14 protein-coding genes and 1 tRNA gene are annotated in these 17,026 nt (G+C 63.5%); 3 read left to right on the top strand and 12 right to left on the bottom strand.

The features are described 5' to 3' along the window. Positions 1-128 precede the first annotated feature (128 nt). Complete coding sequence (locus AOT83_RS01680; RefSeq protein ID WP_030095862.1) at positions 129-551, top strand: helix-turn-helix transcriptional regulator; 423 nt, start codon at positions 129-131, stop codon at positions 549-551. Here the strand turns inward: AOT83_RS01680 and AOT83_RS01675 are convergent. The 7 genes from AOT83_RS01675 to AOT83_RS01645 form a co-directional block, all read right to left on the bottom strand. After that, the gene (locus AOT83_RS01675) at positions 491-1,495 is read right to left on the bottom strand and encodes a hypothetical protein (RefSeq protein ID WP_234797661.1); all 1,005 of its coding nucleotides are present in this window, start codon (positions 1,493-1,495) and stop codon (positions 491-493) included. The two genes, AOT83_RS01680 and AOT83_RS01675, sit on opposite strands and share 61 nt — an antisense overlap. A 149-nt stretch (positions 1,496-1,644) precedes the next feature. Continuing rightward, complete coding sequence (locus tag AOT83_RS01670) at positions 1,645-2,784, bottom strand: hypothetical protein (protein WP_070943110.1); 1,140 nt, start codon at positions 2,782-2,784, stop codon at positions 1,645-1,647. Beyond that, positions 2,781-3,905, bottom strand: coding sequence for a hypothetical protein (locus tag AOT83_RS01665; RefSeq protein ID WP_057965737.1), 1,125 nt, complete (start codon positions 3,903-3,905; stop codon positions 2,781-2,783). Before AOT83_RS01665 ends, AOT83_RS01670 begins: the two co-directional genes overlap by 4 nt. A gap of 23 nt (positions 3,906-3,928) precedes the next feature. After that, positions 3,929-4,450 (bottom strand): hypothetical protein, encoded by a 522-nt coding sequence (locus tag AOT83_RS01660; RefSeq protein ID WP_057965714.1) that lies wholly within the window; start codon positions 4,448-4,450, stop codon positions 3,929-3,931. Positions 4,451-4,512: 62 nt separating this feature from the next. Then, positions 4,513-5,271, bottom strand: coding sequence for an alpha/beta hydrolase (locus AOT83_RS01655; RefSeq protein ID WP_198530419.1), 759 nt, complete (start codon positions 5,269-5,271; stop codon positions 4,513-4,515). Between the two features lie 61 nt (positions 5,272-5,332). Further along, a tRNA-Thr gene (locus AOT83_RS01650) sits at positions 5,333-5,408 on the bottom strand. A 57-nt stretch (positions 5,409-5,465) separates the two neighbouring features. Continuing rightward, complete coding sequence (locus tag AOT83_RS01645; RefSeq protein WP_030095866.1) at positions 5,466-6,671, bottom strand: DNA polymerase III subunit delta'; 1,206 nt, start codon at positions 6,669-6,671, stop codon at positions 5,466-5,468. Positions 6,672-6,833: 162 nt separating this feature from the next. On the opposite strand from AOT83_RS01645, the gene AOT83_RS01640 reads away from it, so the two are divergent. Continuing rightward, complete coding sequence (locus AOT83_RS01640; protein ID WP_044104857.1) at positions 6,834-8,324, top strand: adenylate/guanylate cyclase domain-containing protein; 1,491 nt, start codon at positions 6,834-6,836, stop codon at positions 8,322-8,324. On the opposite strand, the gene topA is transcribed toward AOT83_RS01640, so the two are convergent. The 3 genes from topA to AOT83_RS01625 all read right to left on the bottom strand — a co-directional run bounded on the left by topA (position 8,321) and on the right by AOT83_RS01625 (position 12,182). Continuing rightward, on the bottom strand, positions 8,321-11,098 hold the full coding sequence (topA, locus tag AOT83_RS01635; protein ID WP_030095868.1) for a type I DNA topoisomerase: 2,778 nt from the start codon (positions 11,096-11,098) through the stop codon (positions 8,321-8,323). The two genes, AOT83_RS01640 and topA, sit on opposite strands and share 4 nt — an antisense overlap. A gap of 186 nt (positions 11,099-11,284) precedes the next feature. After that, positions 11,285-11,863, bottom strand: coding sequence for a hypothetical protein (locus tag AOT83_RS01630; protein WP_030095869.1), 579 nt, complete (start codon positions 11,861-11,863; stop codon positions 11,285-11,287). Between the two features lie 115 nt (positions 11,864-11,978). Continuing rightward, positions 11,979-12,182 carry a cold-shock protein gene (locus AOT83_RS01625; protein ID WP_005064941.1) on the bottom strand — a complete coding sequence of 68 codons (204 nt, stop codon included), beginning with the start codon at positions 12,180-12,182 and terminating at the stop codon, positions 11,979-11,981. Positions 12,183-12,523: 341 nt separating this feature from the next. Between AOT83_RS01625 and AOT83_RS01620 the strand changes: the two genes are divergently transcribed. Beyond that, positions 12,524-14,833 carry a DEAD/DEAH box helicase gene (locus AOT83_RS01620; RefSeq protein WP_057965712.1) on the top strand — a complete coding sequence of 770 codons (2,310 nt, stop codon included), beginning with the start codon at positions 12,524-12,526 and terminating at the stop codon, positions 14,831-14,833. Here AOT83_RS01620 and AOT83_RS01615 read toward each other — a convergent pair. Both AOT83_RS01615 and AOT83_RS01610 read right to left on the bottom strand, forming a co-directional pair. Further along, positions 14,830-15,933, bottom strand: coding sequence for an NADH:flavin oxidoreductase/NADH oxidase (locus AOT83_RS01615; protein WP_057965711.1), 1,104 nt, complete (start codon positions 15,931-15,933; stop codon positions 14,830-14,832). The two genes, AOT83_RS01620 and AOT83_RS01615, sit on opposite strands and share 4 nt — an antisense overlap. Before the next feature lie 93 nt (positions 15,934-16,026). After that, positions 16,027-16,986 carry an alpha/beta hydrolase gene (locus AOT83_RS01610; RefSeq protein ID WP_057965710.1) on the bottom strand — a complete coding sequence of 320 codons (960 nt, stop codon included), beginning with the start codon at positions 16,984-16,986 and terminating at the stop codon, positions 16,027-16,029. Between the last annotated feature and the right edge of the window lie 40 nt (positions 16,987-17,026).

The following is a 17,026-nucleotide window of genomic DNA, read 5'->3' as shown; positions in this document are numbered from 1 at the left end:
TAGCCCTTGTCAATGACTTACCCTTCCGATAAGTTTCATACCGCTCAGACACCCGCAGACCTACGATGAGCAGCGCGGCATGTGCGTGTATCGTTGGACTGCGAAGTGAAAGTATGTGAGGGGGTGCTGTGCCAGACTTTTCGCAGCGCTTGAGCCATTTGTTTGCCACTGTGCATCCGGCCGGGCGCGGACCTTATTCCCTCAACGAGGTGGTCACCGCGCTGGGCGAGCGCGGGGTCGAGGTGTCTTCGCCCTATCTGTCGCTCTTGCGCAAAGGCGAACGATCGAACCCGGCGCCGGAGATCGTCGCGGCACTAGCCGAGTTCTTCCAGGTGAGCCCCGCCTACTTCTATGACGCCGACTACGCCGCGTCGGTGAATCGCGATTTGGATTGGCTTGTGCAGCTGCGTGACTCGAAGGTTCGTGAGATCGCGCAGCGCAGCTATGCGCTCTCCGAAAACAGTCGGCAGGCGATCGCCGACATGGTCGATCACTTACGCAAGGTTGAGGGCATACCCGACAAGGAAGCCGGCGCCTCCAAGTCTTCCTGACGTTCCCGGTAGGCGTCGGCGATAGCGAAGATCCATTCCTCGTCACTCGTGCCCGCCGGAGCGCGCAGCCATTCCGCGCTGAATCCCGGAACTGATTGGCCGGTAAGCCAATTCGTCACCGAGTCAATGTGTTCGACCCCATCCACAGGAATCTGCGCGCTGGTGTTCAACGGCACACCACGAGCCTGCGCAAGCAGCGTAAGCCCGTCCTGGATTTGTGTTATCCATTCAAAAGCTAAATCAGTTAGTCGCATTCGCGATGCTTTCGGCGGAAACAATCCCGGAAAGAGCCCAGCGAAACTGTCGTGAAGTGGGCGCAGCCTCCGTACATCTCGGTGCGCCTGTACGCGCAACATCACCGGAGGCCAGAGGAAACCCGCAACCATCAAGACCGCTGCGATACAACCCGACCAGGTCTGGAGCCAAAGCCCGAGCACACTGTCCGTGCCTCCCGTCCCCCGGCTCAGCGGACGCCAAACTCCTCCAAAAGAACTCGCAACAAGCTGAAACATCGCTCCGGTTGCCATCAAGCCAAGCCCTACCCCGAGGGGGGTGCGATCAGCGTGCCGAAACCCGATCCATACCAGTTGAATCGCCACGAACATTATGTAGATGTTGCCAACCACCAAAGCGGCTACAGCCCACGGATCATCCCCCGAAAGGAACGCCTCCGCGAGTGCATATGCATCCCCAGCGCCCATCAGAACCCGGCTGCGGCTCGCCAACACCGCCACCACGACGAGTGCAAGGGTCGCCGTGATTGCGGTTAGACGCAGCCCACGGCGTATCCGCTCCGGAGAAGCATCGCCGGCAATACCGATGACAAAGACCTGCAAGCAGGCGCCAATCGTGATCGCCGCCCAACCACCCGCGCTGGCGGCATGCACAATCGGCGGCAGTGCCGACCACACCGCATCAGTGAATTCCAGGATCCAAAACCACATTAGGACTCCGAAAGCCGTTGCCGCTACAGCCGGAACGGATGTCGGATGTCGCACTACGCGCCAAACTCGGTACAGTACGATCGGCAGAAAACAAACCAGAATCACAGGGCGAACAGCCGCCAGACTCTCCCAGGCTTCGCCGTTAGCGCTCATCGAGAGACACACACCTTCTCTTCCGGACCCACCCACGTTTCGACGCGATGGCGGTACGCATCAGCAATCGCCAATACCCAGACCTCGTCGCTCAGCCCGACGGGAGCATGAAGCCATTCAGAACTGAATTCCGAAACCGACTGACCTACAACCCAATTTGCTACCGCAAGAGCACGTCCAGACTCGTCCTGAGGTACCAAAGCATCGGTTTGGAGCGGCACCTGATTACTCTGCGCTAAGAGGGTTAGTCCATCCTGGATATGCGCACCCCGTTCGAACACCCTGTCCGACAGACATATTCGTGATTCCATGGGAGGGAACAGCTGCGGAAACAAGCGGACGAACTCGTCGTGAAGCGGGCGCAGTCGCCGCTCGTTTCGGCGCGCCTGAATACGCAGCACCACCGGTGGCCAGGAGAACCCCACGACCATGAGTACAGCGCCTACGCATCCGGGCAAGATCTGAAGCAATGGACCGTAGTCTCCACCAATCTGCGCTCCTCCACTTAACGGGCGCAAGACTCCTCCCATGGTTATGGCGACCAACTGCAGCAACGCCGCGGCCGCTAGCAATCCGAGCCCCACTCCGACCGGACTACGGTCTGCATGCCGGAGTCCGACCCAGGCGAGCTGAAGAAGCACCAATACCAAAAACCCGTTACTCACGAGTGCGGCGAAGGTCGCGCCGCGATCTCCGCCATCGAGGAGGACGTTGGTAAGCGTACGTATGTCGGCAGAAGCGGCCAGCATACGGCTCCGACTTACCGCAATCGCAACCACGACAAGAACGAGACCGGTGACGACGAGGGTTACACGCAGCCCACGGCGGATCCAGACCTGCGAGGCGTCACCGCTGATCCCAATTACGAAAATCTGCAAACAAGCGGCCATCCACACCGTCGCCCAGCCACCGATACTCACCGCATGCATATATGGCGGCATCACCGCCCACACCCAGTCGGTGAACAGCAACATCCAAAACCACACTGACACCCCAAACGCTGTAACAGCGATGGCCGGAATCGAAGTCGGATACCGCACCACTCGCCTGATCCGGTACAGCAATACCGGCAGAAAGCAGACGAGCACCATGACGCGCACAATCTGCATCAGCTCCCACAACGACTGTGTAATCACCTCCGCACCGGCAGACGCTCGCGTTCACTTCCCGGTGCGCTTAGGTTCTTGCGGTGCTCCCGATACATATCGGCAATAATGAGCACCCAAGCCTGATCACTCACACCCTCGGTAGGGCGGAGCCATTCACAGCTGAAGCCGGGAACCGGTTGATCAGTAAGCCAATTCGTCACAGCGAAAGCACGTCCCGAAATTTCTTCGGGGATCGGAACGTCAGTTATGGCCGGCACTTGACGGCCCTGCGCCAAAAGAGTGAGCCCATCCTGGATATGTGCCGTCCATTCGAACACCTTGTCCGACAACCTGATTTGCGACTCCATAGGTGGGAAAAGCTGCGGAAACAGGCGGACAAACTCATCGTGAAGCGGACGTAGCCTCCGCTCGTCCCGCCGTGCCCGCGCACGCAGCACCACTGGTGCCCACAGAAAGCCGACCGCCATCAAGGTCACACCAACGCTTCCGCCCACACTCTGGAGCACCAGCCCGTAATTGGCCGAGATCATGTCATGCCCGCCCGTTAGGGGACGCCAGATTCCCCCGAACACCACCGTGATGATCTGGAACGACGACGCGACGGAGAGCAAACCTAAACCAGTGCCGACCGGCGTCGAATCGGCGTGACGAAACCCGGCCCATATCAACTGCACAAGCGCGACAGCCAGGTATCCACTGCTCGCAACCGACGCCACGACCACCCCGCGATCAGTACCGTCGAGGATGGCGTTGAGCGCGGTCTGCAGATCTTTCGCCTGGAGCAGTTCCTGACTATGGCGCGTGGATACGGCGACCACGACAAGAACGATTGTCGTGGCCAAGAGGATGATTCTGCGGCCACGAATCAGCCGCGCCGGAGAGGCAGAACCGCTGATGCCAAGGACAAAGATCTGCGTACAGGCAGCCATCATGGTGAGGATCCACCCCCCTAAGGCGGCTGCACGCAACTGCGCGGGCAACACAGCCCACAGATCGTCGGACAACAGAACCAGCCAGAACCACATGACGATTCCAAAGCAGGTGGCCGCGACCGCCAGCGCAGATGCCGGATATCTCCACAGTCGCCAGATCCTGTACAGCAGAACTGGTAGAAAGCAGAATAAGAAGGCGAGGCGCGCAATCTGCATGACGTGCCAAACCCAGGGGCTGATCACCCCAGTGCGTCGTCCACGTACGGGCTCCACCTTGTACGGGCGCCCCGCCCGGCCCGCATACGGCGAATAAGCAGGCCCGCGAAACGCTCGGCGGCCAGTTCGTCCTCAGGCCAGCATTCATCGCCGTGAGCTAAATCGTCACTACCGCAGCTACGTTGCAGCATGCGCGCCACCAGCTCCGGTGGCACCGACTGAACATGCTCGGCCGCGAATTCGACAATTGGGAGTCCGCGGTGCCCCAGCACCATGTGTCCTAATTCGTGAGCGATCGTGCGATCACGGCCCACAACTCCCTGACCCACCTGCACGAGATCGCGGTCCGGAAAAGATATCCATTGTCCGAACACACCTGCTGACAACGGCGCGTCTTCGATATCCATGACCCGACCGTTGGCCTGAGCCCACGTCCGAGCAATGTCCTCCATCGAGGCTCGCCCAGCAGCGGCCACGGCCAGCACCTGATCGACCGCAGCAACGACCGAGCCATGACTGCTGGCATCGCGCCGCGCAAACCACATGAGCAATGATATTAGCGGCCTTGCGTTGCGCCCACAGCAGAAGTACCCGGCAGCGAAGTGATTTACGTCAAGTACCGGAGAAAGGCGACGAGCGCGGCATTCACAAGTTCGGGGGCATCCAACGTAACCACGTGACCGGCATCGGGAATGACCACCCCGGCGACGCCTTCTGCGATTGCCCACTGCGGCATTGATGTCGCGATGTTTCCGGTGCGATCCATTTCGCCACGCATCAGCAGCAGTGGCAACTGTGTGCGGTAATCGCTATCGGGCTCAACGAACTCGGTGGTCGCGCGCCATATCCTGAGAAACTCGGCCTTCGATATCGCCGCAAACGCCCGGCGCAGGTAGGCACGCGCGGGCTCGGTAACCGCTGAGGCATCCGCCATGACACCCGGCAAGGATCGTGCCGGTATGAGCCGCAGCAGCGGAGCAGCGAGCCGCAAAGATGACCTTTCGATCCAAGACAATGGACCGGTGTTCCAGGTCGAGTCGAGGACACCCAGCGCCCGATAGCCATTCGGCGCCTGCCTGACAAGACGCTGCGCGATGTTGCCGCCCAAAGAAAGTCCGATGAGCACCGGCCGGCTCAGGCCCAGGTGGGCGATCAACGCTTCCACGTCTGATACCAGCACGTCCGCTGTGATGGCGGCGGTATTAGGTCTCGAGGCTCCGTGTCCGCGCAAGTCGAAGAGCACAACGCGAAATCCGGCGGCCCGGAGGACATCGCGCTGGGATTCGAACATGGCATGGTCTGCGCCCGCTCCATGGATGAACACGACCGGAATGCCCGGACCAGTGGTATCGGAGTATCTGAGCACACAACCATCGCGACGAAGACTTCCGTCTAATTCCATAGGGGCCCGAACCACGTACTCCGCATGGAGCTGCCCGGGGGAATCGAACCCCCGACCTATTCATTACGAGTGAATTGCTCTACCGACTGAGCTAGGGCAGCACGCCGGGCGAACCCAGCGACCGAGAGTCTACGGCACCCCTGCCACGACGCCCAATCTCATTCCGAGGGACGAAGAGCCTGCCCCGCCGTCGCGACCAGGGCATCGATCGCGAACTTGGGTTTCACATTGACCGCCAGCGCCTCTCGGCACACCAGAACGGCCTCGATGCATTGCAGAAGCTGTTCGGGGGGCACCCGGTCCACCATCGGCCCGAGCCGGTCGGCCATATCGGGGTGATGCAGCGCCACCCGGCCCTCCTCGGCAGCGCCCACCGAAAGCACCAGGGCGTCTCGGAAGTAGGTGGCCAAATCGATGAGCGTGCGGTCCAGCGCATCACGCGACGCCCTGGTCTGACGCGATTTTTGTTTGCGCTCCAAGTCCTTCAAGACACCCGCTGCTCCGCGCAGCGCTGTCGCCGCACCCTTGCCGGTGCCGCCGGCCCCCAGCGCCGTCCTCAGCTCTTCCTCTTCGGCCTCGTTGCGGGCGGCCGTCTGTTCCTTCGCCTCGGTGTCGGCGCTGCTCACCAACTCCTCGGCCGCCGCATACGCCCGCGTCGGGGTCGCAGCCTCCCGGGCCAGCCCCAATGCTCGGAGCCGCCGGGCACGGGCCTGCTCATCGGTGGCGAGCCTGCGCGCGCGGCCGACATGACCACCGCTCACCGATGCGGCCCACTGCGCCTGCTCGGGATCAATCCCGTCACGGTCCGTCAGCACCTGTGCGATAGCAGTCACCGAGGGGGTGACAAGCGCCACATGACGGCAGCGTGATCGCAAGGTGATCGAGATGTCCTCCGGGTCCACCGAGGGGGCGCACAGCAAGAACACCGTTCGCGGCGGCGGCTCCTCCACAACCTTCAACAGCACGTTGCCGGCGCCCTCGGTCAACCGGTCGGCGTCCTCGATCAGCACCACCAGCCAGCGCCCGGTACTCGGACGGCGCCAGGCCGCCTGCACGATCGCACGCATCTCGTCCACACCGATCGACAATCCCTCGGGAACGACTCTGCGCACGTCAGCATGGGTCCCGGCCATCGTGGTGGTGCAGGCACGGCACTCCCCACAGCCCGCAGCCCCCTCCGATTCACACTGAAGGGCGGCGGCAAAACACAACGCGGCCACCGATCGGCCCGACCCCGGCGGCCCGGTGAACAACCACGCATGGGTCATCCGGCCCACGTCATCCCCACGCGCAGCCAATGCCGCAGATGAGAGCGTGGAAACCACCGCTCCCTGATCCACCAGGCGACCGAAAACCCCGCTCATCGTCACCAACCCTAGCTGCCGGATCAGACTCCCCGAACAGGCCGCATAGGCGTGTGAAACGCTGCCGTCACCGCCGACAGCTACGGTTAACGAGTGACTGGCGCGGAAGGAAGGGCAGACCAGCGCCCACTCGCACGCGCAGCCCGGTATTCACGATGGGTCATGCGTACCCCATGGCCTCTTTTCATCATGGGTATCGCACAGTCGAACCTGGTCGGGGCCCTGTTCGTCTTGGGCTTCCTGCGCTTCGGCCTGCCGCCGAGTGACAGGGTGGAACTGTCAGAGCTTGGCACCGCACGGCTCATCATCCTCGGCGTCTCGCTGTTCATCCTGTTCATTGCCGGCGCCATCGTCAGCACCTACCTGCTGTTACCTGTTCTGCGCTGGCAGTACAGCTCCCCGGACTTCGAATCCGAAGGATCGGAGTCTGTGCGCGTCCGTGCCCTGCAGATGCCCTTCTACCGCACCGTCATCAGCGTCGCGACCTGGCTCGTGGGTGGTGCGATCTTCGTCGCCGTCACCTGGTCATCCACCCATAGCTCGGTACTGGTCGCGGCATTCGCGACCGTGCTGGGCGCCACCACCACCAGCATCATCGGCTACCTGCAGTCCGAGCGCGTCCTGCGCCCGGTAGCCATTCAGGCATTGCGCCGTGGCGTGCCGGAAAATGTCACCGCCCCAGGGGTCATCGTCCGTCAGATACTCACCTGGGCACTGAGCACCGGCGTGCCGATCCTGGCGATCGTGCTCACCGTCGTGGGCCAACGCGCCGGATATCTGAAGTCCAATGCCGACAACCTCACCGGGTCCATCCTGATCCTGGCGATCATCGCGCTGGCGATCGGTCTGATGGGCACGCTGCTGGTGGCCACCTCGATCGCCGACCCGCTGCGCCAATTACGTTGGGCGCTCAGCGAAGTGCAGCGCGGCAACTACAACGCCCACGTGCCCATCTATGACGCGAGCGAGCTCGGACTGCTGCAGGCCGGGTTCAACGACATGGTGCGCGATCTCGGTGAACGGCAGCGCCTACGCGACCTCTTCGGCCGCTACGTCGGTGAGGATGTCGCACGCCGGGCACTCGAGTACGGCACCGAACTCGGCGGTCAAGAACGCAGTGTCGCTGTGCTTTTCGTCGACCTGGTGGGATCTACCCAATTGGCGTCGACACGCGGGCCGGCGGTGGTCGTCAGGGTTCTCAACGAGTTCTTCCGGGTCATCGTCGATACCGTCAACAAGCACGGCGGCTTCGTCAACAAATTCCAGGGTGACGCGGCGCTGGCCATCTTCGGCGCGCCTATCGACCACCCCGATGGCGCCGCGGCGGCGCTGGCAGCCGCCCGCGAGCTGGCCCATGAACTCACCAGCGTGCTGGGCTCCAACGACTTTGGCATCGGGGTCTCGGCGGGACGAGCCATCGCCGGCCACATTGGGGCACAGGCGCGTTTCGAGTACACCGTCATCGGCGATCCCGTGAACGAGGCTGCCCGGCTGACCGAGCTGGCCAAGAATGAACCCGGAAACGTGCTGGCGTCCGCCTCCGCGGTCATGGAGGCACGCGACCAAGAGGCTTTGCGCTGGGACGTCGGCGAAACCGTCGAACTGCGCGGCCGCAACGTATCCACTCAGGTGGCACGCCCGCGCCGCATCTAGGTCGCCTTCTTGGCGGCCTTCTTCGCCGGGGCCTTCTTGGCGGGGGCCTTCTTTGCCGCCTTCGCCGGCGCCTTCTTGACGCGCTTCACCGGGCCCCGCGCCCGACGGTCGGCAAGCAACTCCGAGGCACGCTCATCGGTGATCGACAGCACGTCATCGCCCTTACGCAGGCTGGCGTTGGTCTCACCGTCGGTGACGTACGGGCCGAAGCGGCCATCCTTGATCACCATCGGTTTGCCGGTCGCCGAATCCGCACCGAGCTCACGCAGCGGAGCCGCCGAAGCCGCCTGACCGCCGCGACGTTTCGGCTCGGAGTAGATCTTCAGCGCCTCGTCGAGGGTGATGGTGAACATCTGATCCTCGGTGGCAAGCGATCGAGAATCGGTGCCGCGCTTGAGGTATGGGCCGTACCGCCCGTTCTGGGCGGTGATCTCCTCGCCGTTGGCGGGATCGACACCGACCACGCGCGGCAAGGACAGCAGCTTGAGCGCGTCCTCGAGCGTCACCGTCTCCAACGTCATGGACTTCAGCAGCGAGCCGGTACGCGGCTTGGGCCCCTCCACCTTCTTGGCGCCGCGCTTAGGCTTCGCATCCGCCTCGGCGGCGTCCAGCTGCTCCGGCGGTGCCGGCAACACCTCGGTGACGTAGGGACCGAAACGTCCATCCTTGGCGACGATTTCGTGCCCAGACTCCGGGTCAACACCCAGCGTCCGGCCCTCCTGCGGAATCGCGAACAGCTGCTCTGCCATCTCGACGGTCAGTTCGTCGGGGGTGACGCCGTCCTTGACGTTGGCGCGCTGCGGGGTCGGTTCCCCGTCGTCGCCGGTGATCATTCGCTCCAGGTACGGGCCGTTCTTTCCGACCCGCACATAGATGGGGCGCCCCTGGTCGTCGTCGAACAGCTTGATCGAGTTGACCTCGCGGGCGTCGATCTCCTCGAGGTTCACACCCACCAGGCGCTTGAGTCCGCCGGCGCGGGCGACCGAACCTTCGACACCGTGCTCGCCACCAAAGTAGAAGGCGTTCAACCAGTTTGTGCGCCGTTCGTTGCCGGAGGCGATCTCGTCGAGGTCATCCTCCATCGCCGCGGTGAAGTCGTAGTCGACCAGCCGGCCGAAGTGTTGTTCCAGCAGTCCGATCACCGCGAACGCGGTCCATGAGGGCACCAGCGCACTGCCGCGCTTGTGCACGTAGCCGCGGTCCTGGATGGTCCGGATGATCGACGAGTAGGTCGACGGACGCCCAATACCCAACTCTTCCAACGCCTTGATGAGCGAGGCCTCGGTGTAACGAGCGGGCGGATTGGTGGTGTGTCCGTCTGCGGACAGCTCGGCGACCGTGACGGTCTGGCCCTGCTTGAGCTGCGGGAGACGACGTTCCTCGTCGTCTGCCTCGCCACCGGCCAGCTCATCCACGGTCTCGACGTACGCCGACAAGAAGCCGGGGAAGGTGATGGTGCGGCCACTGGCGGTGAACACCACCTGCTCGCCGGAAGTGGCGGTGCCGGCCAATCGCAGGCTCAGCGTGGTCCCGCGTGCATCTGCCATCTGCGAGGCAACGGTGCGTTGCCAGATCAGCTCGTACAGACGGAATTCGTCATTGTCGATCAGTGAATGCAATTGTCCCGGAGTTTTGAAAGTCTCGCCTGCGGGACGAATAGCCTCGTGCGCTTCCTGCGCATTTTTCACCTTGCGCGTGTATTGCCGCGGCGACGGGTGCACATATTCGCTTCCGTACAACTCCGCTGCTTGACTACGCGCGGCAGTCAATGCCGATTCGGACAGTGTCGTGGAATCGGTACGCATATAAGTGATGTAGCCGTTTTCATACAGCCGCTGCGCAATGCTCATGGTGCGCTCGGAGGAGAACCGCAGCTTGCGGCCGGCTTCCTGCTGCAGCGTCGATGTCATGAACGGCGGGTACGGCTTACGGGTGTACGGCTTTTCCTCGGCGGAGGCGACCGTCAGGGTGGCTTGAGCCAGTCCGGCGACCAGGGCGTTGGCGCGCACCTCGTCGAGAACCAGCACATCGTCGGCCTTCTTGACCTGGCCCAGCGAGTCGAAGTCGCGACCGGAAGCCACGCGCAGCGCGTCAACGCTCAGCAGGCGGGCGTTGAAACGTGGAGGCTTGGCCTCGCTGCCTGCGTCCAGTTCGGCACCCAGATCCCAGTACCCGGCGCTGCGGAACGCCATGCGATCGCGTTCACGCTGAACGATGATCCGGGTGGCCACCGACTGCACGCGCCCGGCGGACAGGTTCCGGCCGACCTTCTTCCACAGCACGGGGCTGACCTCGTAGCCGTAGAGCCGGTCCAGGATGCGGCGGGTCTCCTGTGCGTCGACGAGGTTGTTGTCGAGGTCACGGGGGTCCTGAGCGGCCGCAAGGATGGCTTGTTCGGTGATCTCGTGGAAGACCATGCGCCTGACGGGCACCTTGGGCTTGAGAGTCTCCAGCAGGTGCCAGGCGATGGCCTCACCCTCGCGGTCACCGTCCGTTGCGAGATAGAGCTCGTCAACGTCCTTCAGCAGGCCCTTGAGTTCGGTGACGGTGCCCTTCTTATCGGGGCTGACGATGTAAAGCGGCTCGAAGTCTTCGTCGACATTCACCCCGAGTCGAGCCCAGGGTTCGGACTTGTACTTGGCCGGAACGTCGGCAGCGGCACGGGGCAGGTCCCGGATGTGGCCACGCGAGGACTCGACGACGTATCCGTCGCCGAGGTAGCCAGCGATCTTGCGGGCCTTCGTCGGTGATTCGACGATGACGAGCCGTCGCACTGCTTCGTCTCCTTACCTGCGCATTCAGCCGCATATGTACGGTGTAGGGGCGGTCCACCGTGGTCACAAGATGACACCCCCGCGCCAATTGCGCAAACCTAGCCTTTCATATCGGCTTCGGTATTCCCGATGTCAGGGTGGCTAAAAGTGTGTCCGTGTCGCCGTTAAACCGCTGATAAAACCCGGTTATACCCTCGGCCAAACACGAAATGCATCGGTATCGCCGGGTGGTTCCCCGATGTTTTCGAGCAGCCGCCCCAGCCGGCGTCGCCCACTGATCCGTAACGCCGGATTGGCGCCACGTGTTCCGATCAAGGTCGGGGCAATGCCCACGCGCATCAGCGCGGCCGCCAGCGTCGAATGGGTATCGGGAGCGTGCGGGTCCAGTCCGAGGAGGTACCGATCGGCTTCCGGTGCGCCCGCCGCAAGCACCCAGGCCCGCAATTCACGAGCACCCGGTAACCATTGCGCTGGGACGGTTTTCACCGCGCCCCGAGTCCACTCACGCGCGATCGGGAGCACCGCGGGATCGATGGCGGTACGCACCAGCGGATGGTTCTCGTCGGTGTGACCGACCTCGGCCTGTAAACCGGTTTCGGTGATCATCTCGGCCAGTGCCAGCGCACGCCACGGCTGGTCCACGACCACCGAGATCCGGGCGCCCGCGCCACTGACCACAACCTGGCCCGGTCCGGCCAGCAGCCCTGCCAGATCGGTGACCTCGGGAGGTACCGATTCTGCGGAAAAGAAGGACAGCTGGCTCACAGTCACAGACAGTACTTTCTCCGCGCACCAGTAGGCCCTACCCGCGCGCGGAGAGATTCTTGGAACGAGAAACGCCCCCGGCCATGGCCAGGGGCGTTCCTTCGACGGATGTGGGTCAGACGGCGCGGACGCCGGTAGCCTGGGGGCCCTTGGGGCTCTGGCCTACCTCGAACTCAACCTTCTGGTTCTCTTCCAGGGTACGGAATCCGTTGCCCTGAATCTCCGTGTAGTGGACGAAGACGTCGGCGGAGCCGTCCTCGGGAGCAATGAACCCGAAGCCCTTTTCCGCGTTGAACCACTTCACAGTTCCCTGTGGCATTTCTTGATTTTCCTTCTCTTACACCGGGTGCGACGCGCCGTTCGGTACGTCGGGCCCCGTTCCGACCGCCATACCCCGTGAAGAAGACCCTCGCAGGAACCGCGACCGCAACGTCGATCCTGCGAGTGCAAAACACGAACACAGAAGCTGCGACCGCCCTAAGTAGAGCATGTTTAGAGCGTTGGCGATAGCGGTGAGCCAGATAATTGATAGGAAGTTCGGTGAACAGTGGCGAAACTTCGGCCCCCTTTTGGCCTGCCTTACCCTGGCATTATGGCCGGATGCGGTAGCGAACTCGACACCGTTTTGGCACAAGTGTGCAGGTCACGAGGGGTTTTGCGGTGACCGTCGGTTATGGCCGTGAACTGCTGGATCTCATCGTGGCCGGTACGCCCAGCGGCGAAACTCCGGTGCGGCATATTTGCGATATTCCTGCTCGAAATGCCGAGGTCGCGGTGTGGCCGCAGTGGGTACACCGCGACGCGATCACTGCTTTTGCCGCCCAAGGAGTGACCGATCCGTGGTCGCACCAGGTCGCCGCCGCCTCGCTGGCATTCGCGGGCCGCCATGTGGTGGTAGCCACCGGCACCGCCTCCGGGAAGTCGGTGGCCTATCAATTGCCGATTCTGACCGCTCTGGCCGCAGAGCCGCGGGCCCGTGCGCTCTATCTCGCACCCACCAAGGCGCTCGGCCACGACCAGTTGCGCTCGATACGCGAATTGATCACGGGGATCGACAGTTTCGATCGAGTGCTGCCCTGCGCGTATGACGGCGACAGCTCCAACGAGTTGCGGCGGTTCGCGCGCGAGAGCTCGCGGTGGATCTTCACCAATCCCGACATGATGCACGTGTCACTGCTGCACAACCACACCCGCTGGTCGGCATTCCTGCGCGGATTGCGCTATCTGGTGGTGGACGAATGTCATTACTACCGTGGAGTTTTCGGGTCAAATGTGGCTCTCGTGCTGCAGCGACTGCTGCGCTTGTGCGCACGCTATGGTTCGCATCCAACAGTGGTGTTCGCCAGCGCCACAACCTCTAATCCGGGCGCCGCGGCGCACGCGTTGATCGGTCAGCCGGTCGAAGAAGTCATCGCAGACGGTTCTCCACACGGGATGCGCACGGTGGCGCTCTGGGAACCGCCGCTGCTTCCGATCACCGGAGAGAACGGGGCACCGGTGCGACGCCCGGTAAGCACCGAGGCATCCCGACTGCTCGCCGATTTGGTCCAGGAGGGCGCGCGGACGTTGACATTCGTCCGATCGCGGCGGGGCGCGGAGATGACAGCGCTCGGCGCCGCCCATCGGCTCGCGGAGGTCGATCCGGCACTGGCGTCGCAAGTGGCGGCGTACCGGGCGGGCTATCTGCCGGAGGACCGCCGGGCGCTGGAACAGGCGTTGTCGACGGGCACGTTAACCGGTGCGGCGACCACGAACGCTCTTGAGCTGGGCGTCGATATCGCCGGTTTGGATGCCGTTGTGGTGGCTGGTTTTCCGGGCACCGTGGCCTCATTCTGGCAGCAGGCGGGACGCTCCGGGCGCCGGGGACAGGGGTCGTTGGTGGTACTGGTCGCTCGCGACGATCCGCTGGACACCTACCTGGTTCACCATCCGGGCGCGCTGTTGGACAAGCCGATTGAGGCGGTGGTGATCGATCCGACCAATCCACATGTGCTGCGCCCCCATCTGCTGTGCGCGGCAACTGAATTACCGCTGACAGAGGACGATGTGCGATCCCTGGATGCTGGAGATGTGGTCGCCCAGCTCGTTGACGACGGGCTACTACGCAAGCGGCCCGGCGGATACTTTGCAGCCCCCGGCCTCAACCCGTATGCGGCGGTGGATATCCGTGGATCTATCGGCGGGCAGGTGATGATCCTGGAGGCCGATACCGGGCGAGTGTTGGGAACCGTCGACTCCGGGCGGGCCCCCGCGACAGTTCATCCGGGCGCAGTCTATTTGCATTCCGGTGAGACCTACCTGGTCGATTCGCTCGATTTCGGTGATGGAATCGCTTTGGTGCACAACGCCACTCCAGACTATTCGACGTTCGCCCGGTCGACCATCGATATCGCGATCACCGGCGAGGGCGAGCGGATCGATCTGGGTGACATCCAGATAGGGCTGGTACCGGTGGACGTTACCCACCAGGTGATCGGCTATCTACGCAAGCTGGCGACCGGCGAGATCCTGGACTTCGTCGAGCTCGATATGCCCTCCTCAACGCTGAGTACCAAGGCGGTGATGTACACCATCACCCCGGAAACGTTGGCGGGCATCGACATCGAGGCACTGGCCACGCCCGGCGCCCTGCATGCGGCCGAGCATGCCGCGATAGGCCTGCTGCCGTTGGTGGCCAGCTGTGATCGTGGCGACATCGGCGGAGTGTCCACCGCGCTGCAAGCCGAAACCGGGCTACCAACGGTGTTCGTGTACGACGGCCACCCGGGTGGTGCAGGTTTTGCCGCCCGCGGATATCAGCAGCTCGCGATCTGGCTGGGCGCTACGGCTGACGCCATCGAGGCGTGTGAATGCGAGGCCGGGTGCCCGTCCTGTGTGCAATCACCCAAGTGTGGCAACGGAAACTCCCCACTGGACAAGGCCGCGGCCGTCAAGGTGCTGCGGTTGGTGCTGTCTCGACTACCCGGCTAGAAGGCGCGAGCATACTGCTTGGGAACCACCGGGCTCAGCTCAGCGCCCAGCTCCCGGGCCGCGCGCCGTGGCCAATACGGGTCGCGCAATAGTTCGCGGCCCAGCAACACCGCGGAGGCATCGCCGGCGGCGAGGATCGATTCGGCCTGGTGTGGCTCGGTGATCATGCCGACCGCGGCTGCGGGAAGCGTTGTTTCGGTCTGGATGCGACGAGCGAATCGCACCTGATATCCGGGCCCCGCAGGAATCCGGACATGTGGCACGTTGCCGCCCGTCGACACGTCGATGAGATCCACCCCACGCGCCTGCAGCAGCCTGGCCAGCTCGACGGTCTGGTCGGGCGTCCAGCTGTCTGCCTCCAGCCCGGGCTCCTCGGACACCCAGTCAGTGGCCGACACCCTGACGAAAAGCGGCAGGTGTTCGGGCCAGACCGTACGTACCGCCGCAACAGTGTCCAGGGTGAGCTTCACCCGGCCGGCGAAAGACCCGCCGTACTCATCGGTGCGGGTATTGCTTGCCGGAGAGAGGAATTGGTGCTGAATGTAGCCGTGGGCGGCATGCACCTCAAGCACCTGGAAACCCGCCCGCAACGCGCGCTGCGCGGCAACCACGTAGTCATCGATGATCGCGTTGAGATCAGCGGGCGTGGCCGCCACCGGCGGCTCGAAGTCACCATACGGCGCGTTGGTGGGTCCAATTGTCTCCCAGCTCAATGGATCTGAGGGGTTCAGTGAGAGGTGCCCGACCCATGGTGCGACGGTAGACGCCTTACGTCCGGCATGCCCGAGCTGTACCCCGGGAATCACACCAAACTCCTTGACGGCGCCGACGATGGAGGCCCAAGCCTGCTCTTGGGTGTCGTTCCACAGCCCGGTGTCGTACGGGGAGAGTCGCCCTCGCGCGTTGACGGCGGTTGCCTCGGTGAACACCAGCCCAGCACCACCGACCGCCCGGCTGATCAAGTGCGTGCGGTGCCAATCGTTGGGTGTACCGGTCAAGGGACCGGTGGGGTCGGCCGAGTACTGGCACATCGGCGACATCCAGATCCTGTTGGGAATGGTGATGTCGCGCAGCTGGTACGGCTCGAACAACAGGCTCATGGTGCGAAGGCTCCTCGCGTCGGGTCGACGGCCAGCCTGGCTGGCCCGGCACAATCCAACGCAGACAGGCGCGGGATGCTTCCCGCGCCCTATTTAGCCTGCCTGTTCGGTTGCCGGTCGCTGCTCGACCGCGGAGAGCGCCTCCCGCACGAAGTCGGCGGACAGCACGACCGCCTCAGCGGTATCGCGCGAGACCGCGATGGCCGGGAAAGCGTGCAGCTGCCACGAGTAGCTGTGCACCTTGGCAACCACGCCTGCGGTGGTGAGCTTCTCGGCGAGCTCCAAAGCATCCGGCTCCAGGAACTCGTCCTGCGCGGTGATGAGCAGCGTAGGCGGAAACGCCTCGACAGGCACCGAAATCACCCGCCGCTCGCCAGTGAATTCCACTGGGCCCCTGTCGAATTTGGGTGCGAGCTTGGCGAGCTTGCCCTTGGGTAAATATGCGTCATGGCGGCTGGTGCTGGCCGGATTGGACGCCAGGTCCAGATCCAGCAGCGGCGAATACCCGACATAGGCAACGGGTTTCGGAAGTCCATGGGCGTGCGCATACTCAATGACCTTGCCGCTCAGGTACCCGCCAGCCGAGTCACCGACGATGACCACCCGCGCGTAGTCCTGCAGCAGCACGCGATAGGCCTGCACCGCATCTGCCACCGAGGTACCCACCCCGGCCACCGGCAGCTGCCGGTAGTCGAGCACGTAGACCGGGATCTGAAGCTGGCGCGCCAGCAAGCCAGTGATCTTGCGGTGGGTGGCGGGCCCGCACGCGATGAAGGCGCCACCGTGCAGATACAGGATGGCCGTATCGGAATCACTTGCTTGCGTCCCCGCCGGCACCATCAGATCCGTAGGCCGGTCGGCCAGGGCGATCCGCGTCCGCTGGATGCCGGGTGCATCGGGTCCACGTTGGGCGCCCTGGTCCAGCCATTTGAGCTGGCGAAGACCGGCGTCAAGGATCGGAAACAGGATCAACAGCGGCTTGACGAACAGCAGCACAAACAAAAACGGCAACCGGGCCTTGAGACCCGACTTGGGGTGCAGGGTGACGACCATCCGCTAACGCTACCGCCAGGGGATCGCACACCCGTAACCT

This window comes from Mycobacteroides sp. H001, from assembly GCF_001440005.1.
Taxonomy (GTDB): domain Bacteria; phylum Actinomycetota; class Actinomycetes; order Mycobacteriales; family Mycobacteriaceae; genus Mycobacterium; species Mycobacterium gwanakae.
This window is presented reverse-complemented; position numbering and strand designations above follow the sequence as displayed.

Coding starts and splice junctions, on each gene's coding strand:
- AOT83_RS01615 (WP_057965711.1), bottom strand. CDS start 15,933: ATGAGCCTGTTGTTCGAGCCGTACCAGCTGCGCGACATCACCATTCCC.
- AOT83_RS01610 (WP_057965710.1), bottom strand. CDS start 16,986: ATGGTCGTCACCCTGCACCCCAAGTCGGGTCTCAAGGCCCGGTTGCCG.
- AOT83_RS01625 (WP_005064941.1), bottom strand. CDS start 12,182: ATGCCACAGGGAACTGTGAAGTGGTTCAACGCGGAAAAGGGCTTCGGG.
- AOT83_RS01645 (WP_030095866.1), bottom strand. CDS start 6,671: ATGAGCGGGGTTTTCGGTCGCCTGGTGGATCAGGGAGCGGTGGTTTCC.
- AOT83_RS01660 (WP_057965714.1), bottom strand. CDS start 4,450: ATGTGGTTTGCGCGGCGCGATGCCAGCAGTCATGGCTCGGTCGTTGCT.
- AOT83_RS01665 (WP_057965737.1), bottom strand. CDS start 3,905: ATGCAGATTGCGCGCCTCGCCTTCTTATTCTGCTTTCTACCAGTTCTG.
- AOT83_RS01640 (WP_044104857.1), top strand. CDS start 6,834: ATGCGTACCCCATGGCCTCTTTTCATCATGGGTATCGCACAGTCGAAC.
- AOT83_RS01675 (WP_234797661.1), bottom strand. CDS start 1,495: ATGTGGTTTTGGATCCTGGAATTCACTGATGCGGTGTGGTCGGCACTG.